The organism is Pseudomonas sp. LBUM1663, from assembly GCF_059695905.1.
The window spans coordinates 5704796-5729231 of the sequence record NZ_CP166792.1; the positions used below are offsets into that span (position 1 = coordinate 5704796).

A 24436-nucleotide genomic window follows, 5' to 3' on the forward strand; every position below is an offset into this window, starting at 1 on the left:
TTAACTCTCACTTACTGTATTTGTCGCCACATGATGCGACGGCTGCCACCGCCGGATTTTTCCGCCAGGGTGTTGATGCCGCCACTGGAATCGCTCGCGACCTTGCGGGTCGCGCCGTTGACGATGGCGTTCAGGGTCGGGATGCCACCGGTGAAAATCACTCCGCTGGACACCGTGTCCGTGCTGTCGACCGTCCCATCGTTGTTGGTGTCGAGCACCGCATAGTTGAGCATCTTACCGCTGAACGCATCCAGTTCGACCAGTTTGCCGGTGCCGAAACTGGCACACGGGTCGGTGGTGTCCACACTCGCCGTGGTAAAGACGATTCGCCCCAGCACCAGGCTGGCCTGATTGATCACCCGCTCCCCCGTCAGCACGCTGTTGTACACCAGCGGCAGGTACCAGCCCTTCTCCCCCGGATAGGTCACGTCGTTCTGGCTGGTGGTGATGAATTGCCCGGTGCTGCCCGAGAACACACCCGTCACCGCTTGAGCCTGCAAACTGGACACGGTGATCTGGCCCGACCCGCCCTCCGCATCCCACACGGCGTAGAACGCCTGCAAATCCTTGTTGGTCTTGTCGGTAGTCTCGTTGAATTTGCCGGTGCCGAAAAACACTTCCTTGCCGCCCAGTGAATTGTCCGCCAGCAACGGCTGCACAGTAATGGGCTGGGTGGCGCCACCCGCCGTGGTAAACAGCGGCTTGCCGGAGAATGCCACACCCCAGGTGTCGGGGGCGGTAGCGCTCAAATCGAACTTCCATAACCGCCCTTTCAAGTCGCCACCATAGGCGGCCTGCACCACATTCTGCGAGTTGACCCTGAGCTTCACCGACGACAGGCCATTGCTGGTGTCGGTGCTGTCGACCACGATTTTCTTGATCAACGAGCCGTCACGAATGTCCACCACATACAACGCCGCCACCCCGGTGTTGCTGCCATACCCGTTGGAGATGAACGCAGCCCAGCGACCGTCGGCCAAGCGTGCCACTTCCGGTCGAGCATAGGCATAACCCAGGTCATTGAAAACGTTCGCCGTGCTGGCGGTGGCCGGCGCACTGATCTCCCACAACGCCTTGGTCACGTTACCCGCTGACGCATCGAACAGCTGCAACGCATAAAAAGTCCTGCCGCCGGCCCCGGTTCCGCCAATGGCCAGGGTTTTCCAGGCGCTGCTGGATTGGGCATCGAACACCCCGACCTGACCATCGACCAGAAACTTGTGGCTCACACCGTTGATGTAGGTCGGATCGGCGATGTAGCGCAGTGATGGCAACACACTTGAAGGCATGTAGGCATAACGCCGGACGCCATTGGCCGAGTTGATGACATTCACAAACCCGTCGTTGGCATTCACCACCAGGCTGGTACTCATGGTGGCGGCTTTGGTGGTCAAGTAGGTGCTGTAAGTGGTGTCGCCCACCAGATCGGAGGCGGTTTTGTCCGTGGGTGACGCCAGTACAAGGGGCGAATTGACAATGTCGCCGAGCAACACGCTGCGCACCTTGAGCCCGGTTTTGTTGGTGCCTTTGCTCCACTCCACCAGATCGCTGCCGGTGATGCCGGTGGGCAGGCTTTGACTGAGAGAGGTCTGCTGCGCCGGGGAGAAACTGGCAAAAGCGAGGGTGACGGCGGCGTTGGTCAGGGTGTTCCAGGACTGGTAAGTCGGCGCTGTGGCACCCGGGACGATCGTGGTGTCGGTGGTCCATAGTGTCGCAGCGGTATTCACGATACCCGCCGATGTGAAGCCAAAGGATTTGATCGTGCCGCGCCAGTCCTTGGGGTCATAACTGGTCTGAAAGTAACTCGAATTGCTGGCCAGGGTGGTGCCGCTGGCGACGCCGCCGCCACCGGAACCGGCCTTTGAGGTGATATCGCTCAGCGCCGAGGACAATGCACTGTTGAGCCCTGCGCTGTCGGTCGCCTGATAGTACTTGCCCTGCCCGTAATCGGCCGCGTCCGACAACATCTGGTTCGCGGCGGTAAAGCCCACGGTGTAGGTGTTTATATTCTGCTTGGGAAAATCCGCAGCATTCCAGCTTTTGCCTGCCAGATCGGTTCCTGTGGAGCGCATATCGATGTCAAACGCAAACTTGGCGATGTCATCCAGATACAGCGTGTCGCCCTCTCCGTCACCACTCAGGTTGTCACCATCGTTATTCACACCATCCCAGTTGGGCAGACGAGTGCCACCCAGCGGATCGGTAGTCGGAAAAGTCCGGTCATAGGTCGGCAAGCCATCGGTAATTACCACACCATAGTTTTTCTGACAGCGATATTGAATCGGGCTGGTGTAAGTCGCAGGCGTCGAGTTATAGAACGGCGCCAACCCCCGAAAATAACGATTTATTTCATAGTAGGTTTCCGCCAATGGGGTATTGGCAATTGCATTCAAACCACCAATCGATGAAATCAGGTTGTCGAAGTTGGTTTGCGCCTGGCCTTGGGTGACGCTGCCGACAGGAGACAGATCACTGACAGCACGGACAACTAATCCGCCGGGGCCGGAATTACTGCTCGTGGGCGGATTGAACGTCGCCAGCCCGATACGCAGTGCGCGATTACTGGTTACAAGGTCTGTGGAAACGTCCTTCGCAACGTTCATTCGGAATTCATTGGGGATCGCCCCGGTACCACTGGTGAAATCCCTGCTCGAACCATTGGCCAAGCCCACCAGATAAGACAGATAGTCAGCCGTATAACGAGTGTTTTCGTTGCCCACCGGGTCGGGCAGCTTCAAGCAGATCGATGACAGTCCCAAAAAACCACGATAGAAACCGTACCAGTTGCCGTTCGTCGAACAACCGCCGCGATTCAGACTCGACAACAAAATATTGCTATCACTCATGTCCAGATTCTGGCCGCTTAAACAGGATGAGTTGGAACTGCAAATCGCTATCTGCGCACGGTTTACCGTTGGATCGAAACCAGGCGCCCAAATGATGTTGTTCATACTCCCCGAATCGTCGATCAGCAGCATGACGTTCGGAGCGACGGCTGCCGCGCTTAACAGCGGTGAATCCGACGGTGTGAAGGCATACGCCGGTGCGGACAGGTAAAGCCCCAGCACAACGCCGCAAAACAGCTGCCAAACGCTACGGCGCCCTTCAATACTTCGCATAAATACTCTCCACGACGCTGCGCGAATTGCCCGCGATGCCGACAGCGGTCACCCGGTAAAGCGTCGCCGAGGTGTTGCTCGGCACATTCACGGCGTTGACCGTAGTGCCGATATTCTGCACACCGTAAAAGCCCTTGCCCGAGGCGATCCAAGTCACGCCGGGGGTGGAACCGGGGCCGGCGGCAGTGACCGTCAACGCGTCCGACGGTGGCGCGCATTGACTGCAGACCGGCAATGAATAGCTGTCCAGCTGCACCGCGCTTTCACCTACGCGTAACGCCGCTTCGGCGCCCTGGAACGACTGGTTGCGCAAGCTCACGCTGCCGGCCATTTTTTCCTGCAGGGTGGCGTTCTGCATCGATGAAAGACCGATCAAGGTCAGCAACAGCAGAAACACCAGGCTGACCAGCAGTGCCATCCCGCGCTGGGCATGAAAGGTCATCGAGGCCTCCTTCATGGCAACCTGTTGCGCAAGGCGGCAACCACGGTGAAGGTTTGATTTTTAACCCGACTGTTCGGGTCGTAGAGCGTCATCGTCAGGCGCACGCTGCGAATTCGCGCGGGGTCGGACGGGTTGGCGCTGTAGCTGGAAGCGGCTACATCAGTGGCGGAATTGGCGAGGCCGAAGAGTACGCTGAAGGCACTGACGTTATCGACCAGTACGAACTGGGTCGGTGTGCCGGGACCGGAGCCCATCATGATTTTGTTATTGCTGAAGCTGTAGATCAGCCGCCGTATCGGAAACGCCAACTGCCCCGATGTCAGAGCCGGTGGATTCGTATACGCCGTCGCCGTGTTTCGACAATCGGAAACCACTGTCCAGGCTGGCGCCCCGCCACCCGCCCCCACATCGGCGGTCACCAGGGTCAATTTGAGGTTGGCATTATCCCAGCTGATCGGTGTTATCTGACTGACAGCGAAGCTCCCCCCCGTACTTGAATCGGTGATCGTCCCCAGGCAGCCAAACATGCCGACCATGCGGATTTCCTGAATCATCTTGCTGAGCACAAAACGCGCATCTTCCTGCATGGCGGCGGCGGCGTTCTGGCTGATGTAGGTGTTCTTGGCGGCGATGAAGATCTGCGCCACGCCCAGCACCACAATCAAACTCAACGCGAGTGCGATCAACAGCTCGATCAGCCCGAAACCTCTGCTGGACCGCCTCATGGCGTTGCCACTGGGTCGACAGCGGCGCGACTGGTCAAGACAAAGCTGCGGCGTGAATTGGCGGTATTGGCGGCACGCGAGTCATCCCAGTTGATGGTGATGGTGTATACCCGCTGGCTCAGCGTAACGGTGCCGGTGGCCGTCGCGCCGCCGAAATTGACGATGCTGGTGGTGAAATCGTAGAGATCCTGATCGCGGGCGACGTTCAGGTTGCCCGAGGTCGGTGGCGTCACGCTGTAGTCGGCCCCGGAGTTGGCGCGGATACGGTCCATCATGTCGTAGGCAATAAAACTCGCCTGACTGGTCATCCGCGAGCTGTCGGTGTATTTCAGCGCATTGAGCTGAATCGCCGCCGCGCCCAACAGCCCCACGGTCAGAATCACCAACGCGACCAGCACTTCGATCAGCGTCATGCCCTCCTGTGCATGTTTGCTCCGTTCCCTCATCCGCAACTTCCACCCAATAGAATTCGTCCGTTCAGACACACATTCAGCGTCCTGCTTTGCGCCCCCAATACGTAGCTGATCACCACGGGGGTGGATGGCGCCGACAGACCGCCCAGATTGTTGAAATCGATGGCGGTCACTCCTGAGGTTAGCGTCAGAGTCGCGCCGCTGCTCATCGCTGGAACAACCCGCAATACATTGGCCAAATTGCCAGTACCGTCATAGACCGTCAGCTCTCCGGTCCAGACGCTGCCGCCAGCCGTTGGCCGAACCCGAGTGGCGACGCCCCGGTCGATGGCCTCAAGTCGTGCGAAATTGAGTCCGCGTTGCAGGTCGCCGATTTCGGTGTCGGCCTTGGTGCCTTGCACCGACCGGGTAAACGCCGGTACGGCCAGGGTGATCAGGATCAAAAAAACCGCGAGCGAGACCAGCAGCTCGATCAGCGTGAAACCTTTTGTACGATGATCCATCGGTGCCCTCCGTTGCCGTCGGCTATACCTGCTTCTACACGCTAGAACATTCGACCGACCTGCGTACGGTTGATTTGCCATTACTCGCGCACGGATTGCGCGGGCCGCAGCACTCCACGGAGGGAGATGACATGCATCAGCGAGGTTTCAGCCTGCTCGAACTGCTCATGGGACTGACAATTGCCGGGATTGTTCTGCTGTTGGTCAGTCCGGCGTTCGCGGCCCTTACAGAATCGAATCATCGCGAGGCGGCGGCGAAGTCGCTTGCCAGTGGTATTCGCAGCGCCAGAAGCGAAGCACTTGCGCGTAATCAGCCCATCGTCATTCATGGCATCAACGACGACTGGGGTCAGGGCTGGCGAATCATTCTGGATATCAGCGGCAAAGGGCCGGAGGACAGCAGCAATCCGCTGCTGATTGAGCGCGCGAGTGGCGCTCGGGTGCCCATTGTCGGCAATTGGCCAGTCAAGCGATACGTACGTTTCAGCCGTATCGGCGAACCACAGATGCCTGGCGGGGCCTTTCAAGCGGGGACACTGCACATTTGCGCAGCCCGCGAACCGGTGAGCCAGCTCCAGGTGGTGCTGGCTGCGACCGGTCGCGTCAGCCTGCGCAGCGATAAGGCTGAGCAGGCGCTGTGTCCGGGAGGGAAAAAAGTTAAAGCAGGGAGCGCACGCGCAACTCTTTAGGCATGGAGAACGTGATGTTCTCCTCGCGACCGGCCAATTCATCGGCCCCGGTAGCGCCCCAGGCCTGCAGCTGCTGGATCACGCCACGCACCAGCACTTCCGGCGCGGAGGCGCCAGCGGTGATGCCGATACGCTCGACACCGTCGAACCAGCTCTTTTGCAGGTCTTCGGCGCCGTCGATCAGATAAGCTGGGGTGGCCATGCGCTCGGCGAGCTCACGCAAGCGGTTGGAGTTGGAGCTGTTCGGGCTGCCGACCACCAATACCACGTCGCATTCGTCGGCCAGTTGCTTGACGGCGTCCTGACGGTTTTGCGTGGCGTAGCAGATGTCGTCCTTACGCGGACCACCGATCGCCGGGAAGCGTGCACGCAGGGCGTCGATCACACGGCTGGTGTCGTCCATGGACAGCGTGGTCTGGGTCACGAACGCCAGTTTGTCAGGATTGACCACCTGCAGCGAGGCAACGTCTTTCTCGTCTTCAACCAGATAGATCGCGCCACCGTTGCTGCCATCGTACTGGCCCATGGTCCCTTCGACTTCAGGGTGGCCGGCGTGGCCGATGAGTATGCATTCACGTCCGTCGCGGCTGTAACGCGCGACTTCGATGTGCACCTTGGTCACCAGCGGGCAGGTCGCGTCGAACACTTTCAGGCCACGGCCAGCGGCTTCGGTACGCACAGCCTGGGAAACGCCGTGGGCACTGAAGATCACGATGACGTCGTCCGGCACCTGATCCAGCTCTTCGACGAAGATCGCCCCGCGAGCACGCAGGTCTTCGACGACAAATTTGTTGTGGACCACTTCGTGGCGCACATAAATCGGTGGCCCGAAGACTTCCAGGGCGCGGTTGACGATTTCGATCGCCCGGTCCACACCGGCACAGAAGCCACGGGGGTTGGCGAGTTTGATTTGCATGCTGTGCCTCGTGTCTTGCGCGCGAAAACAGTGAAAAACCAATGTGGGAGCGAGCTTGCTCGCGATGGCGGAATGTCAGTCAACATCAATGTTGAATGTCAGGTACTCATCGCGAGCAAGCTCGCCCCCACAGTGGACAGTGTCCAGTCAGTTACAGCGATTTGACGCTGATGATCTCGACGTCAAAGGTCAATGTCTTACCGGCCAGCGGGTGGTTGAAGTCGATGGTCACTTGCTCGTCATCGTATTCCTTCACCACGCCCGGCAGCTCAGTATTGGCCGCATCGTTGAAGATCACCAGCAACCCCGGCGACAGCTCCATGTCCTTGAACTGCGAACGCGGGATGATCTGCACGTTTTGCGGGTTCGGCTGGCCAAACGCGTTCTCCGGCTGAATCGTCAGCGTGCGCTTGTCGCCGGCCTTGAAGCCGAACAGCGCTGCTTCGAAGCCTGGCAACAGGTTGCCATCGCCGACCTGGAAGGTCGCCGGGGCTTTGTCGAAGGTGCTGTCGACGGTGTCGCCGTTCTCCAGGCGCAGTGCAAAGTGCAAGGTGACTTCCGTGTTCTGGCGGATGCGTTGCTCAGCCAATACCTGTTCAGTCATGAACGGTTTCTCCGGTCTTTTTACTTTTGAACATGTCCAGCGCGAGCATCACGGCCCCGACGCTGATGGCGCTGTCGGCAAAGTTGAACGCCGGGAAATACCAGCGGTTCTGCCAATGCACCAGAATGAAATCGATCACATGACCCAAGGCAATGCGGTCATACAGGTTGCCCAGCGCCCCACCCAGCACCAGCGCCAACGCGACAGCCAGCCAGGTTTCGTTGCGCCCCAGACGCTTGAGCCACACCACCAGCACCGCACTCACCACAATGGCGATCAGGGCAAACAACCAGCGTTGCCAGCCGGAGCTGTCAGCCAGGAAGCTGAACGCCGCGCCGGTGTTGTAGGCCAGGGTCCAACTGAACAGATCGGGAATGATCACGATCTGCTGGAACATTTCGAGCTTGTTTTCAAAGTAGAACTTGCTGGCCTGGTCGATGACCAGGACCAGCAAACTCAACCAGAGCCAGCTCAACCGTCCGAAACGGCCAACGGCGTTAGGCATAATGACGAACCTCGCCCGCGCCGCTGATGTTGTCGACGCAACGACCGCAGATTTCCGGATGCTCCGCGTTCACGCCGACGTCTTCACGGCAGTGCCAGCAACGGGCGCACTTGGCGAAGGCCGACTTGACGATTTTCAGCTTCAGGCCGCTGACTTCGGTGACTACCGCGTCCGCAGGTGCCTGAACAAAAGGCGCTACGCTGGCGGTCGAGGTGATCAGTACGAAGCGCAGTTCGTTGCTCAGCTTGGCCAGGTCGGCGCTCAGCGCGTCTTCGGCGAACAGCGTCACTTCGGCTTGCAGGTTGCCACCGACGGCCTTGGCCGCGCGCTGGATTTCCATTTCCTTGTTCACCGCGACCTTCACCGCCATGATCCGCTCCCAGTAGGCGCGACCCAGTTCGACGTTGTCCGGCAGTTCGGTCAGGCCTTCGTACCAGGTGTTGAGCATCACCGATTCGTTGCGCTCGCCAGGCAGGTATTCCCACAGTTCGTCGGCGGTGAAGGCGAGGATCGGCGCGATCCAGCGCACCAGCGCTTCGGAGATGTGGTACAGCGCGGTTTGCGCCGAACGGCGAGCCTTGCTGTTGGCGCCAGTGGTGTACTGACGGTCCTTGATGATGTCGAGGTAGAAACCGCCCAGCTCCTGCACGCAGAAGTTGTGGATCTTAGAGTAGACGTTCCAGAAGCGGTATTCGCCGTAGTGCTCTTGCAGCTCGCGTTGCAGCAGCAAAGTGCGGTCCACGGCCCAACGGTCCAGGGCGAGCATTTCATCGGCCGGCAGGATGTCGGTAGCCGGGTTGAAACCCGTCAGGTTGGAGAGCAGGAAGCGCGCAGTGTTACGGATGCGCCGGTAGGCGTCCGCACTGCGTTGCAGAATCTGCTCGGAAACCGCCATTTCACCCGAGTAATCGGTGGAAGCGACCCACAGACGCATGATGTCGGCGCCCAAGGTGTCGTTGACCTTTTGCGGCGCGATCACGTTGCCCAGCGATTTGGACATCTTGCGACCGGACTCATCGACGGTGAAACCGTGAGTCAGCAGTTCGCGATACGGCGCGTGGTTGTCGATGGCGCAGCCGGTCAGCAAGGACGAGTGGAACCAGCCACGGTGTTGGTCCGAACCTTCCAGGTACAAGTCGGCACGCGGGCCGGTCTCGTGGCCCATCGGGTGCGAACCGCGCAGGACGTGCCAGTGCGTGGTGCCCGAATCGAACCACACGTCCAAGGTGTCGCTGATCTTGTCGTACAGCGGCGCCTCGTCACCCAGCAGTTCGGCAGCGTCCATCTTGAACCAGGCTTCGATGCCTTCGACTTCGACGCGCTTGGCGACTTCTTCCATCAGCTCGGCGGTACGCGGGTGCAGCTCGCCGCTTTCCTTGTTCAGGAAGAACGGGATCGGCACGCCCCAGTTGCGCTGACGGGAGATGCACCAGTCCGGACGGTTGGCGATCATCGAGTGCAGGCGTGCCTGGCCCCAGGCCGGGACGAACTGAGTCTCTTCGATGGCTTTAAGTGCGCGCTTGCGCAAGGTGTCGCCGCTGACAGGCTCTTTGTCCATGCCGATGAACCACTGCGCGGTGGCGCGGTAGATCAGCGGGGTCTTGTGACGCCAGCAGTGCATGTAGCTGTGTTCGATGATGGTGGTGTGCAGCAGCGCACCGACTTCGGTCAGTTTGTCGACGATGGCCGGGTTGGCTTTCCAGATGAACTGGCCGCCGAAGAACTCCAGCGATGTCACGTAAACGCCGTTGCTCTGTACCGGGTTGAGGATGTCGTCGTTGACCATGCCGTATTTCTTGCAGGTCACGAAGTCGTCCACGCCGTAGGCCGGGGCGGAGTGAACCACGCCGGTGCCAGCGCCCAGTTCAACGTAATCGGCCAGGTAAACCGGCGACAGGCGATCGTAGAACGGGTGACGGAAGTTGATCAGTTCCAGTTCTTTACCGGTGGTGGTCGCGATGACCGAACCTTCCAGGCTGTAGCGGGCCAGGCACGACTCGACCAGCTCTTCAGCCAATACGAGCAGTTTGTCGCCGACATCGACCAGGGCGTAGTTGAATTCCGGGTGAACGTTCAGCGCCTGGTTTGCCGGGATGGTCCACGGAGTGGTGGTCCAGATCACGATCGAGGCAGGCTTGGCCAGGGAAGCCAGACCGAAAGCGGCAGCCAGCCTGGCTTCGTCGGCAATCGGGAAGGCCACGTCGATGGTCGAGGACTTTTTGTTTTCGTACTCGACTTCCGCTTCGGCCAGGGCCGAACCGCAGTCAAAGCACCAGTTCACAGGCTTCAGGCCCTTGAACACAAAACCGCCCTTGACGATTTCGGCCAAGGCGCGGATCTCACCGGCCTCGTTCTTGAAGTCCATGGTCTTGTACGGGTTGGCGAAGTCGCCCAACACACCCAGACGGATGAATTCGGATTTCTGGCCTTCGATCTGCTCGGTGGCGTAGGCACGGCACAGTTCGCGGGTCTTGTCCGCGCCCAGGTTTTTGCCGTGGGTCACTTCGACTTTGTGTTCGATCGGCAGGCCGTGGCAATCCCAGCCCGGAACATAAGGCGCGTCGAAACCCGACAGGGTTTTCGAGCGGATGATCATGTCCTTGAGAATCTTGTTCAGCGCATGACCGATGTGAATCGTGCCGTTGGCGTAAGGAGGACCGTCGTGAAGTACGAACTTCGGACGATCCTTGCCAATCTCGCGCAACTTACCGTACAGGCCAATGCTGTCCCAGCGCTGCAGAATCTGCGGTTCGCGCTGAGGCAGGCCGGCCTTCATTGGGAAGGCGGTGTCCGGAAGGTTTAGCGTGGCTTTATAGTCGGTCATTTAAGGCTCTTCATTAGCGATTGGCGCTAGGTGCGACAGGGCACGGGCGGCGGCAACATCCGCATTGATCGCCGTCTTAAGCGCCTCCAGAGAGGCGAAACGCTGCTCTTCACGCAGCTTTTGGTGGAAACCCACCGTCAAACGCCGGTCATACAGATCGCCGGCAAAATCTAAAAGATGTACCTCGAGGTGGGCTTTGCCATCACCTTGTACCGTGGGCCGCACGCCAATGTTGGCGACGCCGGGCCAGGTCTTGCCGTCGATGTCGACGTTGACCAGGTACACCCCGGTCAACGGCACGCGACGACGCTTGAGTTGAATGTTGGCGGTGGGCGTACCCAGTTGGCGCGCCAGCTTCTGGCCATGCAGGACCCGCCCGGTGATCTGGAACGGACGCCCGAGCAGCCGCTCGGCCAGGGCAAAATCGGCAGCGGCCAATGCATTACGCACTTGAGTGCTGCTGACCCGAATGCCGTCCAGCTCGACGGTTTGCGCCGCTTCAACGGTAAAGCCCTGAACGATGCCGGCCTGCTGCAGAAAATCGAAATCCCCTACTCGGTCACAGCCGAACCGGAAGTCGTCACCGACCTCCAGGTGCTGGACGCCGAGACCGTCGACCAGAATGGCATCGACGAATTCACTGGCACTGAGCTTGCTCAGCCGGTGGTTGAAGGCCAGGCACAGGACCCGGTCGACACCTTCGTCGGCCAACAGCTGCAGTTTGTCCCGCAGCCGGGCCAGACGGGCCGGGGCCGTGTCCGGGGCGAAGAATTCTCGCGGCTGCGGTTCGAAAATCACCACGCAGCTGGGCACGCCCAACTCGATAGCGCGCTCACGCAGCCTCGCCAGGATAGCCTGGTGGCCACGGTGAACACCGTCAAAGTTGCCAATAGTGGCGACACAGCCCCGATGCTGGGGGCGCAGGTTGTGGAGGCCTCGAACCAGCTGCATAACGCGCTTCTTGCTCATAAAGTGGTCGATTATAACCACACCCGGCGGCCGACGACAGGCAACACCGTAACCCAAAGTAATCGAGCCGACAAAACCGCCGGTTCGCCCATGTTTATCGAGGCCAAAGCCTCAGCTCAGCGCCTTGCGATTGAAATCGCGCAAACGGAAGCCCATCAACAGCAGCATGCCGAAATAACTGACCACGCCGGCCGCGACCAAACCGCCCAGGCGCAGGAACCGCTCCAGCATATGTCCCTGATCCCAGGCCGGCATAAAGTGCATCCCGGCCAGCAGCACAGCAGACATCACCAACACCGCAATCACAAGCTTGAGGCCGAACTTGGCCCAACCCGGTTGCGGCTGATACATCTGCTGCTTGCGCAGTTGATAGAACAATAGCCCGGCGTTGATGCAGGCACCGATGCTGATGGCCAGGGCCAGACCGGCGTGAGCCAGCGGGCCGATGAGCACGAGGTTGAACAGCTGGGTAACAATCAGGGTAAAAATCGCGATTTTTACCGGGGTGCGGATGTTTTGTTGAGCATAAAAGCCCGGCGCCAGCACTTTAATTACGATAATCCCGAGTAAACCGACCGAATAGGCAATCAACGCCCGCTGGGTCATGGAGGCATCAAACGCGCTGAATTGGCCGTACTGGAACAGCGAAACGGTCAGCGGCTCGGCCAGAATCCCCAGCGCCAGAGAACACGGCAACACCAGCACGAAGCACAGACGCAGGCCCCAATCGAGGATGCGCGAGTATTCGTGGCGATCTTTGCTGGCGTAGGTCTTGGCCAGCGTCGGCAGCAGAATGGTACCCAATGCCACGCCCAGCACGCCGGACGGCAACTCCATCAAGCGGTCGGCGTAATACATCCACGACACGGAGCCGGCGACCAGGAACGAGGCAAAAATGGTGTTGATGATCAGGGAGATCTGGCTCACGGACACGCCGAGAATCGCCGGCAACATCTGTTTCATCACCCGCCAGACGCCGCTGTCACGCAGATTCAGGCGTGGCAGCACGAGCATGCCGATCTTTTTCAGGTGCGGCAGCTGATAAAGCAACTGCGCCAGGCCACCCACCAGCACCGCCCAACCCAAGGCCATGACAGGAGGATCGAAGTACGGCGTCAGGAACACCGAAAAGACGATCATGCTGACGTTGAGCAATGTCGGCACGAAAGCCGGCACCGAAAATCGGTTGTACGTATTAAGGATCGCACCGGCCAATGAAGACAGGGAGATCAGCAATATATAAGGGAAAGTCACCCGCAACAGGTTGGTGGTCAGCTCGAATTTTTCCGGCGTATCAGTGAAACCCGGCGCGGTGGCCCAGATGACCCACGGCGCGGCAAGCATGCCCAGCGCCGTGACCAAGGCCAGCACCAGCGTCAGCAGGCCCGATACGTAAGCGATGAAAGTTCGCGTCGCCTCCTCGCCCTTCTGGTTCTTGTATTCAGCAAGGATCGGCACGAACGCTTGGGAAAACGCCCCTTCGGCGAAGATTCGCCGCAGCAGATTGGGAAGTTTGAAGGCGATAAAGAAGGCGTCCGTCGCCATCCCGGCGCCAAATGTGCGTGCGATGAGGGTGTCACGAACGAACCCCAGAATCCGGGAAAGCATCGTGATAGAGCTGACGGCGGCTAACGATTTGAGCAGATTCATTGAAAGAGTTTGTGCCTGTCGATAAACAGCAGGCGAACAAAGCGCCTACTTATGCGATACTCCGCGCCGCAGCAGCACAGAGCCAAAGCTCGCGAGTTTACAGGTCAAGCGCCGGAAATAAATATCCCGCCTCTTTATACCTACCACTTAGCGGAACGTCTCAACCGCCCTTGACAAGACATCAACTCATCGGCATGATTCGCGGCCTATTTTGTTTGCTATTTCCTAAAAAGTCTTTCGAGGAGCTCGACGGTGGCCAACACACCTTCCGCCAAAAAACGTGCAAAACAGGCTGAGAAGCGTCGCAGCCACAACGCCAGCCTGCGTTCCATGGTTCGTACCTACATCAAGAATGTAGTTAAGGCCATCGACGCAAAAGACGCTGAAAAAGCTCAAGCAGCTTACGTTCTGGCTGTGCCAGTTATCGACCGTATGGCCGATAAAGGCATCATCCACAAGAACAAGGCAGCTCGTCATAAGAGCCGCCTGAACGGTCACGTCAAGGCTCTGAACCTTGCTGTTGCCGCATAAGCGATAAGCTTGTTGAAAAACCGACCTCAGGGTCGGTTTTTTATTGCCTGCGATTTGGTAAACGCCGCGCAAAAAAAATGTGGGAGTGAGCCTGCTCGCTATAGCGGCGTAACACTCAACATTGATGTCGACTGTTACGCCGCTATCGCGAGCAGGCTCACTCCAACATTTCGATTTGCATCAGCTTATTGGGCGTGTGTCCACGGCAGAATCGGGATCGCCGTCACCGCATTCTGCGGGCTGCCTTCGATCAAGCGATCGCTGTAGACCAGGTACACCAGCGTATTGCGCTTCTTGTCGAGGAAGCGCACCACCTGCATGGTCTTGAACACCAGCGAGGTGCGCTCCTTGAACACCTCATCACCATCCTTCAGCTCACCCTTGAAGCTGATCGGACCGACCTGGCGGCACGCGATAGACGCTTCAGCGCGATCTTCCGCCAACCCCAGCCCACCTTTCACACCGCCCGTCTTGGCCCGCGACAGGTAGCAAGTCACGCCCTCGACCTTCGGATCATCAAACGCCTCGACGACGATACGGTCGTTCGGGCCGACGAACTTGAACACCGTCGACACCTGGCCAATCTCCTCGGCCGAAGCTAGCAGCGGCATTGCCAACAGCAGACCCAACAATCCTTTTGCCACACGCATTCAAATATTCCTTCAGACCAGAATCAGGTTATCGCGATGAACCAGTTCCGGCTCCGCCATGTAACCCAACAGACCGACAATCGCCTCAGACGACTGACCGATGATTTTTTGTGCTTCCAGCGCGCTGTAGTTGGCCAGGCCACGGGCAATTTCACGACCGTCCGGCGCCACGCACACCACCATTTCACCGCGTCGAAAACTGCCCTGAACCAGCTTGACGCCAACCGGCAGCAAACTTTTGTTGCCCTGGGACAGCGCCGTCACCGCCCCCGCATCCAGCACCAGCGTGCCACGGGTTTGCAGATGCCCCGCCAGCCATTGCTTGCGCGCCGCCAGCATGCCGCGCTCAGGTGACAACAGGGTGCCGATGCGCTCGCCAGCCTTCAGACGGTCCAGCACGCGCTCAATGCGCCCGCCGACGATGATGGTGTGCGCACCGGAACGCGCAGCCAGACGTGCAGCACGCAATTTGGTCTGCATGCCGCCACGACCCAATGCACCACCGGTACCGCCAGCGACGGCATCCAGTGCCGGATCATCGGCGCGCGCCTCGTAAATCAGGTTGGCGTCGGGGTTATTACGCGGATCGGCGTCGAACATACCGTCGCGATCGGTAAGGATCACCAGCAAGTCAGCCTCCACCAGGTTGGCCACCAGCGCTGCCAAGGTGTCGTTATCGCCGAAGCGGATCTCGTCGGTGACCACGGTGTCGTTTTCGTTGATCACCGGGATCACTTTCAGCTCGACCAACGCACGCAGGGTGCTGCGGGCGTTCAGGTAACGCTTGCGGTCGGACAAGTCATCGTGAGTCAGGAGAATCTGCGCGGTATGCCGGCCATGCTCGGCAAAGCTCGACTCCCAGGCCTGCACCAGGCCCATCTGACCGATGGCGGCAGCGGCCTGCAGCTCGTGCATTGCACTGGGTCGCACGCTCCAGCCCAGACGACTCATCCCCGCCGCTACCGCCCCGGAGGACACCAGCACCAGTTCGACGCCCGCCTCATGCAACGCCACCATCTGCTCGACCCAGACACTCATTGCCGCGCGATCCAGGCCCTTGCCGTCAGCCGTCAGCAAAGCGCTGCCGATCTTCACGACCCAACGCTGCGCACCTGTCACCTTGCTCCGCATCATCTTCAACCTTAGCTTGAGGGCAGCGCGACCCAGCGCCGCCCGTAACGTTATTCGTGACTACCAATTTCCAGATACTAAAACGCCGCTCGATTGAGCGGCGCTTAAGTTTACTGCAACGAATCAGTCACGCACGTAAATGATTTCCGGACCGTCTTCGTCATCCACATCTTCTTCGTCCCAATCATCGTCGCCGATGTCATGGACCGACTTCACGCCGCTGCGACGCAGGGCACGCTGGTCATCCAGCGCCTGCAACTGGGCACGAGCCTCGTCTTCGATGCGCTGATCGAGTTCGGCCAACTCTTCCTTGTAGACCGGGTCGTTAGCCAGACGGTCAGCACGGTCTTCCATGTAACGCATGATGTCGTGGCACAGACGCTCGGTGCCCAGCTTGGAGATGGCCGAGATCACGTAGACAGGACCGGTCCATTCCAGGCGATCAACGATTTCCTTGACGCGAGCGTCATGCTCTTCTTCAAGGATCTGATCGCACTTGTTCAGCACCAACCAGCGATCACGCTCAGCCAGGGACGGGCTGAATTTGGTCAGCTCGCTGACGATCACTTCAGCAGCATCCGGGGCGCTGGCGTCATCCAGTGGCGCCATGTCCACGAGGTGCAGCAGCAAACGGGTACGCGACAAGTGCTTGAGGAAGCGAATCCCCAGGCCCGCGCCATCGGAAGCGCCTTCGATCAGACCCGGAATATCCGCGACTACGAAGCTCTTCCAACGATCGACGCTGACCACACCCAGGTTCGGCACCAGCGTGGTGAACGGGTAGTCGGCGACTTTCGGCTTGGCGGCCGAAACGGAGCGAATGAAGGTACTTTTACCGGCGTTCGGCAAGCCCAGCAGGCCAACGTCAGCCAATACTTTCATTTCCAACTTGAGATCACGCGCCTCGCCCGGTTTACCCGGAGTGGTCTGGCGCGGAGCACGGTTGGTACTGGATTTGAAACGGGTGTTGCCCAGACCGTGCCAGCCGCCATGAGCCACCAGCAATTTCTGGCCAGCCTTGGTCAGGTCGCCGATCACTTCCTGAGTCGCGGAATCGATGACCGTGGTGCCGACCGGAACACGCAGTACCAGCTCTTCACCTTTTTTACCGGTGCAGTCGGTGCTGCCGCCGTTGGAACCGCGCTCGGCATCGAAGTGCCGGGTGTAACGGTAGTCCACCAGGGTGTTGAGGTTTTCGTCGGCGATCATGTAGACCGAGCCGCCATCACCACCATCACCGCCATTCGGGCCACCGTTTTCAATGAATTTCTCGCGACGGAAGCTCATGCAACCGTTGCCGCCGTCACCGGCCTTTACTCGAATCGATACTTCGTCAACAAACTTCATAACAAAACGCCTCTCGTCATACGGACGAGCCGAAAAAATCTAGACATAAGACTCTTGCAAAAATGAGCGCAGCGACCTCAATCAACGACCGCAATCCAGCGCTGGAGCCCATCACAAACAGCTTTGCAAGAGACTCACCCCACAAACGAAAAAGCCCCGTCGCGAGACAGGGCTTTTCCAGCAACTACGCAATTATGCCGCGACGACTTCAGTCTTCGGGACAATGCTCACGTAACGGCGGTTGAAAGCGCCTTTTACTTCGAACTTGATCACGCCGTCGATTTTAGCGAACAGAGTGTGATCTTTACCCATGCCAACACCGTAACCGGCGTGGAATTGGGTGCCGCGCTGACGCACGATGATGTTGCCCGGAATGATAACCTGGCCGCCATACATCTTCACGCCAAGGCGTTTGGCTTCTGAGTCGCGACCGTTACGGGTACTACCACCAGCTTTTTTGTGTGCCATGAGTCAATTCTCCTAGTGAGGAATTAGGCTGAAATTAAGCCTGAATACCGGTGATTTTGATCTCGGTGTACCACTGGCGGTGGCCCATACGCTTCATGTGGTGCTTACGACGACGGAACTTGATGATGCGGACTTTATCGTGACGACCTTGGGAGATCACTTCAGCCACAACGGTAGCGCCAGCAACAACTGGAGCGCCGATGTTCACGTCATCGCCATTGGCGACCAACAGAACGCGATCAAAAGTAACGGATTCGCCGGTAGCGATTTCCAGTTTTTCGATCTTCAGGTATTCACCTGGGGCGACCTTGTATTGCTTGCCACCAGTAACAATTACTGCGTACGACATGGTATTTCTCCGATAATCCTGCTCACCCAGCTCTTTATAAGAAGAGGTATTGGCTGGCATGGCTGCATAAGGCTGGAAGGCCGGTTTGCAATTGCGTAAGGCAGGTGCTGCCCAGGAAGTTCAGGGTGCGCGATTGTACGCAAGCTGCCGGGGCGATGCAAGGGGCCGTCCATCGTGCCTTGACACCCGCCGACGTGGGTCCTAGCATGCCGCGCAACCCTTCTGGAGCAACTGTCGCTGATGCAACCCCAAGCTTTCTACCGCGCGGTGGCGGACGATTTTAGCGCCGTCGACGGCATCATCAAGAAGCAGCTGACTTCCCGAGTGCCGCTGGTATCGAAAATCGGCGATTACATTACCTCGGCTGGCGGTAAACGCCTGCGCCCTCTATTAGTGTTGCTGTGTGGCAAGGCCCTGGGTCGCGAAGGCGATGACCTGCGCCTGCTGGCCGCGACCATCGAGTTCCTGCACACCGCCACCCTGCTGCACGACGACGTGGTCGACATGTCCGGCATGCGCCGTGGCCGCTCGACCGCCAACGCCATGTGGGGCAACGCGCCAAGCGTGCTGGTGGGCGATTTCCTGTATTCGCGCTCCTTCGAAATGATGGTCGAACTGGGCTCCATGCCGGTGATGAAAATCCTTTCGCAAGCCACGCGCATCATCGCCGAAGGCGAAGTGTTGCAGCTGTCCAAGGTCCGTGACGCCAGCACCACCGAAGAAACCTACATGGAAGTCATCCGCGGCAAGACCGCGATGCTCTTCGAGGCTTCGACCCACAGTGCTGCCGCGCTCTGCGAAGCCACAGCGGAACAGGCTGAAGCCCTGCGCACCTTTGGCGACCACCTGGGCGTGGCCTTCCAACTGGTCGACGACCTGCTGGATTACAAAGGCGACGCGGAAACCCTGGGCAAGAACGTCGGCGACGATCTGGCCGAAGGCAAGCCGACCCTGCCACTGATCTTCACCATGCGCGAAGGCACGCCGGAACAGGCAGCCTTGGTGCGCAAGGCGATCCAGAAAGGCGGCATCGAGGATCTGGAAAGCATCCGCGAAGCGGTAGAAGCCTCTGGCTCGCTGGAATACACCGCGAAACTGGCCCGCGATTACGTAGCTCGCGCGATCAAATGCCTCGATGCGCTGCCCGCCAGTGAGTACCGCGACGCATTGGTTGAGTTGAGTGAGTTTGCAGTAGCCCGCACGCACTGATCCACCCTTGTAGGAGCCGGCTTGCTGGCGATTGCATCACCTCGGTGCTCCTGACACACCGAGGCGTGTACATCGCCAGCAAGCCGGCTCCTACAGGTCGTACACCCCTCTCCCGCCTAAAACCCTATACAATGTGCGCTTTTAGCGATCCTGAACCCAAGGAGCTTTAGTGAGCACGTTGCCACCCTGCCCAAAATGCAATTCCGAATACACCTATGAAGACGGCGCTCAGCTGATCTGCCCCGAGTGCGCCCACGAGTGGTCTGCCAGCGGCGAAGCCGAAGCGGCGTCCGATGACACCGTGAAGAAGGATTCGGTCGGCAACGTCCTGCAGGACGGCGACACCATCACCGTGATCAAGGACCTGAAGGTCAAAGGCACGTCGCTGGTGGTCAAGGTCGGCACCAAGGTCAAGAACATCCGCTTGTGCGATGGCGATCACGACATCGACTGCAAGATCGACGGCATCGGCCCGATGAAGCTCAAATCCGAGTTCGTCAGAAAAGTCTGATTCTGTTGTCTTCCATCCCGCGCCATACGTGGGATGGTGCTTCACCCTCCCCCACCTCTCCCGACATATCCTCGCAATAGCCAAACGCCAGCCGTTTTGACCTTACGCAATCTTTACCCGGAAAAAATCTCAAACTGCCAATAGGTCCTTGCTATTTGATGAATAAGAATTATTCTCATTGAAACCCATCAATGGAGATGAGACCCATGACTTATTTGATCGACGCCTGGCTGGACCGCCCACACCCCTACCTCAGGATCTTGCATCGGGAAACCGGGGAAGTTTGTGCGGTGCTTGAAGAAGAAGCCTTGAACGAGCTGCAGGATCAGGGTGATCTGGACGTCAACGGCTTGAGTTCCAGCGAGCCGGTGGTGCTCAAGGAACTGGTGCGCAATCTGTTTCTGTTCTGCTACGCCCGGGCGTTGCGCCCGACGAGTGATCTGAACCACAAGATTGAACTATGAAACACCGTAAAAAATTGTGGGAGCCAGCCTGCTGGCGATGGTATCAACGCGGTCTTGAAGAAACCCGGTCGCTCCTATCGCCAGCAGGCTGGCTCCCACATTAGCCCGCCATAAAGACAGGCCAGGTATTACAGAACGTCGAGCAGTTCGACGTCGAATACCAGAACGCTGTGCGGCGGAATGCTGCCAACGCCTTGAGCGCCGTAAGCCAGTTCGCTCGGCACGTACAGACGCCATTTACTACCGGCGTTCATCAGTTGCAGGGCTTCGGTCCAGCCAGCGATCACGCCGCCAACCGGGAATTCTGCAGGCTGGCCACGATCGTAGGAGCTGTCGAACACAGTGCCGTCGATCAGGGTGCCGTGGTAGTGAGTGCGCACTTGATCTTCACGGGTTGGCTTGGCGCCTTCACCTTGAGTCAGCACTTCGAATTGCAGGCCCGAAGCCAGGGTGGTAATGCCGTCACGCTTGGCGTTTTCAGCCAGGAAAGCCAAGCCTTCGCCAGCGGCCGCTTCAGCTTTTGCAGCTGCTTCGGCTTGCATGATTTCGCGGATCACCTTGAAGCTGGCGGACATTTCTTCCTGACCCACACGGCTAGGCTTACCGGCGAACGCGTCGGTCAGGCCAGCCAGGATCGCGTCCAGGTTAACGCCCGGTGGCGGGTTGTCGCGCAGTTGATCGCCCAGCTGACGGCCAATGCCGTAGCTGACGCGGGTTTCGTCGGTGGACAGATTTACTTCGGACATAACACTGCTCCGCTGTGCGGACGGCCCGGGAACTTGCCGTGCGTGCACAGCGCGTCCCGGAGCGCCCGGAACCAAAAGGGCCAGCAGACTAGCACAGATGCCGTTGCGTTGATCAGAGCTGTCAGTGGTGCCACGCAGAACGGAAGGCAATCGGAACTTTCAGGCTTTCCTCAGCACTGGCACCGAGCCCACACATCTCATCATGAACCGAGGTGTGCACAAGGTTGAATGGCAAGGAAGGGAAGGCATGAAGCACCTCGCGCGCATGCTCGACCGAACGCAGGTGAAACATTTCGCCGCGGGCATCACTCAAGGGATACGCCGCGCCGTGCATGCGAGCCTCCAGCAGATAGATCCCGCCTTCCATGGAGATCAGGTTCAGCTCATCGATTTTCCCGGCGATGGCATAAGCGCGCAACTCAACGAAGTTCATGAAGGCACCTCTTACAGTGTCAAGCCAATATCAATACATGCATAGGCCTCGACACCTCAAAGTACAAGCCACAAACGACACCGCCCGTCTGTTTGCACCTGACTGTAGGAGCGAGGCTTGCCCGCGAAGGCGGTGTGACGGGCAACAACTATATCGACTGACACGGTCCCTTCGCGGGCAAGCCTCGCTCCTACAGGGCTTTGTGTGCGTCAGTGCTTGGTGAGTTTGTCCAGGTAGCCCATGGCAAACGCCGACACGACGAATGTCATGTGAATGATCACGTACCACTTCAAATGCTCGGGATCGACGTTTTTGGCGTCCATGAAGATCCGCAGCAGGTGGATCGACGAAATCGCCACGATGGAGGCCGCCACTTTCATCTTCAGCGAAGACGAATCCATGGTGCCCAACCAGTTGAGCTTTTCCTTGTCGTCGTCGATGTCCAGTTGGGAAACGAAGTTCTCGTAACCGGAAATCATCACCATCACCAGCAAACCACCCACCAGCGCCATGTCGATCAGCGACAGCAGTACCAGGATCAAGTCCGACTCGGCCATCGAGAACACGTTAGGGATGACGTGGAAAACCTCCTGGAAGAATTTCAGCGCCAGCGCCAGTAGTCCAAGGGACAGACCGAAGTAGATCGGCGCCAGCAGCCAGCGCGAGGCATACATTGCATTTTCGATAAAGCGTTCCATTGAATCTCACACGTGGGCTGAAAATGGACGCGAGTATAACAGTCCCCCGTAACACCCAGAAACCGTCGGGAAATCCGCAACCTGCGCGTGTGCCACAAAGTTTTTCTGCTAGTGTCCAGACTATTGACCGCTCAGCGACATCGGACAGGAAGACTGGAAATGGGTGTGCGATTGCCAATAACGAGTGCCGGCATTTGCCTGGCCCTGCTGATGAGCGGCTGCTCACCCAGCGATGAGAAGCGCCAGACCAGCCTCGAGGAAAAGACCGCGCAGTTCGAGAAGTCTCTGGATGCGATTGAGGATCCGAAGCTCAAGGATGCCGTTGCCGAACTCGGCGGTTCTCTGCTGTTGCTCGAGCGTGCGCAACTCAAGCTCGACAGCAAACCCGTGGAAACCGAATACGGCGATGACGTTCTCGCCGTGCTCAAGCACTACCCCACGCCTCAGGCTTTGATCGACACCTACATCAACGGCCTGTTCGTGCTGCACAAGGATTCCGGATCCGACTACCTGACCGACCTGCAACCGGTGTTCCCTTTCAACTTCAACATTCCGGCCGCGTTTCTTTTTCCCCATGGCCTGGAATGGCAATCGGTGACCTTGAGCAACAAGCGCGTCATCGCGTTCCAGCCGGAATGGTCTGAAACCGATCCCGGCATTCAGCTGAGCCCCTCGAGTTCCAACCTGACCAACCCGGATGATCTGACGGTGACTTATCCGTTCATCGACGGCCTGGACATGGACAACAAGAACCAGCCCCAACCGGTGAGCCTGCAAGGCAAGGTCGAGGTCATCGCCCCTCGCCGGCTCTACACCTTCGACCTGACGAAAAAAGACGTTGGCCAGACCCGCACCAACGACAACCTCAGCGTCACCTTGCTGAAACTGGGCAACAACTACGCCGAAATCGAATTCAACAACAGCGCGCCACTGGCCCCGGAAGTCAGCGAAACACCGTTGAACCCGCTGATCGTCCAGGCCAGGGACATCACCGGGCAATTCCTCTCGCGCTCGGGTTCGATCAATGAAACCGCTGCGCAAATTGCCTTCTATCAAAAACAACTGGCGAAAATTCAGCAGCAAAAGGCCTGGAGCGAGACCTTCGAAAAGCAGATCGATGAAGAACAGCGCACCTTCGAGGCGCAGCAGAAGAATCATTACACCAAAGTGTATTTCAACGGTCCGGTGGAAACCGTTGAAGTCAGCGTGCAGGACTTCTCGGCCGCCACGGTGACTCGCAAGGACCTGAACCTGCCGGTACGCCGCTTCGACTCACACACCACAGAAAAAGCCATCCAGCCACTGACCTTGCCGGTGGTGGTGTATGACGATCGGGCCCCGACCTGGCTCAAGGGCGCAACATTGAGTGAGGAACAGCTGAAAAAGGGCGTCATCGTCAGTCAGTCGGTGGATGACCCCAGCGCCGCGCGCATTGAGTTCGACCACCCCAGAAGCTTCAATGACGAGCTGCTCGGCACATCGTTCAGCGCTGGCGATAGCCCGGTCACGTTTTTTACGGAGGATGGCAGCGGCAAACGCGATGAACCGATCGAGCTGCCGCCTGAGGCTTACGAGGTCGATCCGCTACGTGGCGCCATCACCTATGACTTGAACCTGTTTCCGGAAACACCGGCCTACGCAGTGGGCTCCATGCCGCTGTTTCTGGCGACTGTCGCCAAACAAACGCTCGACGCCCCTGCACTGCCCAAAGGCCTGGAACTCAAAGGCAATGCCTTGGTGGTTGATTTGAAGCTGTTTCCTGCCCAGGACTGGCGATTTTTCGCCAAAAACGACTCTGGAAACTACCTGAAGGAAATTCTTTCGGTCACCCACGACGCGAGCGCAGAAGGCCCGGCGTTATTTGCCGTGCATTACTTCTATGGCCAGCCAATACGTCTGGAAAGTTATCAGCGAACCGACCTCACCACCGTCCAATATGGTTTCGAGGTCAAACTGGCCAAGGCGGACCTGAGCCACCTTGATCAATAGCCGGTTTCAGTGGCCGCGCCGAACTCAGCCATTGAGGTTGCGGCAACGACCACCGTTGATTTCCCGCAGCTGGGCTTGCAGGTGCAGGCACCAGATTTGGGGGTCATCGGCCAGTTCGTAGCCATGCAGCGTCAGGCTTTCAACAATCGTGTCGAGGATGGATTCAGCCACGAAAGGACCATGAAACGGGCCCTGCGCCTTGATGGCGGAAGGTTGTTCACCGGCCATTCCGGCGGCGAATAGCAAGGTCCACATGCCCGTATCCCCCGCCAACGGGCGGATGGCACACTCGATACGGGTCACAAGGCCCAGGCATTGACGGGTGAGGCAGAGGTTGCGCGACATGGCGGCGACCCTCGGTAGATCCGGTATTCAGCCCCCACGGGAAGGCTGTCTCGATCCAGTGATTACTGTCGATATCCTTGAGCTGAGAATAGAAGAAAAGTTTGACTAGCACGTCAAGTGAGACCAGAAGGCGCCGAATGGTCATTGTGTGAATCTTGACGTCAGAGTGATGGCACTTTCTTGAAGCGGACACTTCACAATTGTGG

General features: G+C 58.6%; 26 protein-coding genes. 6 read left to right on the forward strand and 20 right to left on the reverse strand.

The window, feature by feature from the left end; genetic code table 11:
- Positions 1 to 11: 11 nt before the first annotated feature.
- The 5 genes from ACA075_RS26130 to ACA075_RS26150 are packed head-to-tail and all read right to left on the reverse strand — an operon-like array spanning position 12 to position 5202.
- Positions 12 to 3119, reverse strand: a complete 3108-nt coding sequence (locus ACA075_RS26130; protein WP_497296173.1) for a pilus assembly protein — start codon at positions 3117 to 3119, stop codon at positions 12 to 14.
- Positions 3106 to 3576: a pilus assembly PilX family protein gene (locus ACA075_RS26135; protein WP_200667037.1), complete on the reverse strand. Its 471-nt coding sequence runs from the start codon at positions 3574 to 3576 to the stop codon at positions 3106 to 3108. Before ACA075_RS26135 ends, ACA075_RS26130 begins: the two co-directional genes overlap by 14 nt.
- Positions 3573 to 4286 (reverse strand): PilW family protein, encoded by a 714-nt coding sequence (locus ACA075_RS26140; RefSeq protein WP_497296174.1) that lies wholly within the window; start codon positions 4284 to 4286, stop codon positions 3573 to 3575. The genes ACA075_RS26135 and ACA075_RS26140 overlap by 4 nt, the downstream gene beginning before the upstream one ends.
- Positions 4283 to 4732, reverse strand: a complete 450-nt coding sequence (gene pilV / locus ACA075_RS26145) for a type IV pilus modification protein PilV (RefSeq protein ID WP_497296175.1) — start codon at positions 4730 to 4732, stop codon at positions 4283 to 4285. The genes ACA075_RS26140 and pilV overlap by 4 nt, the downstream gene beginning before the upstream one ends.
- A complete protein-coding gene (locus ACA075_RS26150; protein WP_497296176.1) occupies positions 4729 to 5202 on the reverse strand; it encodes a GspH/FimT family pseudopilin in 474 nt (157 codons plus the stop codon). Before ACA075_RS26150 ends, pilV begins: the two co-directional genes overlap by 4 nt.
- Before the next feature lie 131 nt (positions 5203 to 5333).
- Here ACA075_RS26150 and ACA075_RS26155 point away from each other — a divergent pair, with 131 nt between their 5' ends.
- On the forward strand, positions 5334 to 5891 hold the full coding sequence (locus ACA075_RS26155) for a GspH/FimT family pseudopilin (protein WP_497299339.1): 558 nt from the start codon (positions 5334 to 5336) through the stop codon (positions 5889 to 5891).
- Here ACA075_RS26155 and ispH read toward each other — a convergent pair.
- From ispH to murJ, 6 genes are all read right to left on the reverse strand, one after another.
- The gene (gene ispH / locus ACA075_RS26160; RefSeq protein ID WP_109634961.1) at positions 5860 to 6807 is read right to left on the reverse strand and encodes a 4-hydroxy-3-methylbut-2-enyl diphosphate reductase; all 948 of its coding nucleotides are present in this window, start codon (positions 6805 to 6807) and stop codon (positions 5860 to 5862) included. The genes ACA075_RS26155 and ispH overlap by 32 nt on opposite strands.
- Before the next feature lie 151 nt (positions 6808 to 6958).
- Positions 6959 to 7396 (reverse strand): FKBP-type peptidyl-prolyl cis-trans isomerase, encoded by a 438-nt coding sequence (gene fkpB, locus ACA075_RS26165; RefSeq protein ID WP_497299340.1) that lies wholly within the window; start codon positions 7394 to 7396, stop codon positions 6959 to 6961.
- Positions 7397 to 7403: 7 nt separating this feature from the next.
- On the reverse strand, positions 7404 to 7916 hold the full coding sequence (lspA, locus tag ACA075_RS26170) for a signal peptidase II (RefSeq protein WP_497296177.1): 513 nt from the start codon (positions 7914 to 7916) through the stop codon (positions 7404 to 7406).
- Positions 7909 to 10740 carry an isoleucine--tRNA ligase gene (ileS, locus tag ACA075_RS26175; protein WP_497296178.1) on the reverse strand — a complete coding sequence of 944 codons (2832 nt, stop codon included), beginning with the start codon at positions 10738 to 10740 and terminating at the stop codon, positions 7909 to 7911. The genes lspA and ileS overlap by 8 nt, the downstream gene beginning before the upstream one ends.
- Positions 10741 to 11691: a bifunctional riboflavin kinase/FAD synthetase gene (ribF, locus tag ACA075_RS26180; RefSeq protein WP_497296179.1), complete on the reverse strand. Its 951-nt coding sequence runs from the start codon at positions 11689 to 11691 to the stop codon at positions 10741 to 10743.
- 129 nt (positions 11692 to 11820) lie between these two features.
- A complete protein-coding gene (murJ, locus tag ACA075_RS26185) occupies positions 11821 to 13359 on the reverse strand; it encodes a murein biosynthesis integral membrane protein MurJ (RefSeq protein ID WP_497296180.1) in 1539 nt (512 codons plus the stop codon).
- 252 nt (positions 13360 to 13611) lie between these two features.
- On the opposite strand from murJ, the gene rpsT reads away from it, so the two are divergent.
- Positions 13612 to 13890, forward strand: a complete 279-nt coding sequence (gene rpsT / locus ACA075_RS26190) for a 30S ribosomal protein S20 (RefSeq protein ID WP_008154937.1) — start codon at positions 13612 to 13614, stop codon at positions 13888 to 13890.
- A 185-nt stretch (positions 13891 to 14075) separates the two neighbouring features.
- Here rpsT and ACA075_RS26195 read toward each other — a convergent pair whose 3' ends face one another.
- The 5 genes from ACA075_RS26195 to rplU all read right to left on the reverse strand — a co-directional run bounded on the left by ACA075_RS26195 (position 14076) and on the right by rplU (position 17835).
- Positions 14076 to 14540 carry a CreA family protein gene (locus tag ACA075_RS26195; protein ID WP_010467533.1) on the reverse strand — a complete coding sequence of 155 codons (465 nt, stop codon included), beginning with the start codon at positions 14538 to 14540 and terminating at the stop codon, positions 14076 to 14078.
- Between the two features lie 12 nt (positions 14541 to 14552).
- Positions 14553 to 15671 carry a glutamate 5-kinase gene (gene proB, locus ACA075_RS26200; protein ID WP_219096089.1) on the reverse strand — a complete coding sequence of 373 codons (1119 nt, stop codon included), beginning with the start codon at positions 15669 to 15671 and terminating at the stop codon, positions 14553 to 14555.
- Between the two features lie 123 nt (positions 15672 to 15794).
- Positions 15795 to 17018 (reverse strand): Obg family GTPase CgtA, encoded by a 1224-nt coding sequence (cgtA, locus tag ACA075_RS26205; protein WP_010467530.1) that lies wholly within the window; start codon positions 17016 to 17018, stop codon positions 15795 to 15797.
- A gap of 192 nt (positions 17019 to 17210) precedes the next feature.
- Positions 17211 to 17486 carry a 50S ribosomal protein L27 gene (gene rpmA, locus ACA075_RS26210; protein ID WP_003215862.1) on the reverse strand — a complete coding sequence of 92 codons (276 nt, stop codon included), beginning with the start codon at positions 17484 to 17486 and terminating at the stop codon, positions 17211 to 17213.
- A 34-nt stretch (positions 17487 to 17520) separates the two neighbouring features.
- On the reverse strand, positions 17521 to 17835 hold the full coding sequence (gene rplU / locus ACA075_RS26215) for a 50S ribosomal protein L21 (RefSeq protein WP_003176051.1): 315 nt from the start codon (positions 17833 to 17835) through the stop codon (positions 17521 to 17523).
- Positions 17836 to 18075: 240 nt separating this feature from the next.
- Between rplU and ACA075_RS26220 the strand changes: the two genes are divergently transcribed.
- From ACA075_RS26220 to ACA075_RS26230, 3 genes are all read left to right on the forward strand, one after another.
- On the forward strand, positions 18076 to 19044 hold the full coding sequence (locus tag ACA075_RS26220) for a polyprenyl synthetase family protein (protein WP_497296181.1): 969 nt from the start codon (positions 18076 to 18078) through the stop codon (positions 19042 to 19044).
- 169 nt (positions 19045 to 19213) lie between these two features.
- A complete protein-coding gene (locus tag ACA075_RS26225) occupies positions 19214 to 19555 on the forward strand; it encodes a zinc ribbon domain-containing protein YjdM (protein WP_010467527.1) in 342 nt (113 codons plus the stop codon).
- A gap of 206 nt (positions 19556 to 19761) precedes the next feature.
- Positions 19762 to 20019: a PA4570 family protein gene (locus ACA075_RS26230; protein ID WP_095632313.1), complete on the forward strand. Its 258-nt coding sequence runs from the start codon at positions 19762 to 19764 to the stop codon at positions 20017 to 20019.
- Between the two features lie 128 nt (positions 20020 to 20147).
- Here ACA075_RS26230 and bamJ read toward each other — a convergent pair whose 3' ends face one another.
- The 3 genes from bamJ to ACA075_RS26245 all read right to left on the reverse strand — a co-directional run bounded on the left by bamJ (position 20148) and on the right by ACA075_RS26245 (position 21896).
- On the reverse strand, positions 20148 to 20765 hold the full coding sequence (gene bamJ / locus ACA075_RS26235) for a BamJ family beta-barrel-assembly machinery protein (RefSeq protein WP_010467525.1): 618 nt from the start codon (positions 20763 to 20765) through the stop codon (positions 20148 to 20150).
- A gap of 121 nt (positions 20766 to 20886) precedes the next feature.
- A complete protein-coding gene (locus ACA075_RS26240; RefSeq protein WP_094470564.1) occupies positions 20887 to 21198 on the reverse strand; it encodes a DUF6482 family protein in 312 nt (103 codons plus the stop codon).
- 209 nt (positions 21199 to 21407) lie between these two features.
- Positions 21408 to 21896 (reverse strand): TIGR00645 family protein, encoded by a 489-nt coding sequence (locus tag ACA075_RS26245; protein ID WP_149418392.1) that lies wholly within the window; start codon positions 21894 to 21896, stop codon positions 21408 to 21410.
- 159 nt (positions 21897 to 22055) lie between these two features.
- Between ACA075_RS26245 and ACA075_RS26250 the strand changes: the two genes are divergently transcribed.
- Positions 22056 to 23885, forward strand: coding sequence for a hypothetical protein (locus ACA075_RS26250; RefSeq protein ID WP_497296182.1), 1830 nt, complete (start codon positions 22056 to 22058; stop codon positions 23883 to 23885).
- A 24-nt stretch (positions 23886 to 23909) separates the two neighbouring features.
- Here the strand turns inward: ACA075_RS26250 and ACA075_RS26255 are convergent, their stop codons facing one another.
- Positions 23910 to 24230 (reverse strand): PA4575 family protein, encoded by a 321-nt coding sequence (locus ACA075_RS26255; RefSeq protein WP_010467520.1) that lies wholly within the window; start codon positions 24228 to 24230, stop codon positions 23910 to 23912.
- Between the last annotated feature and the right edge of the window lie 206 nt (positions 24231 to 24436).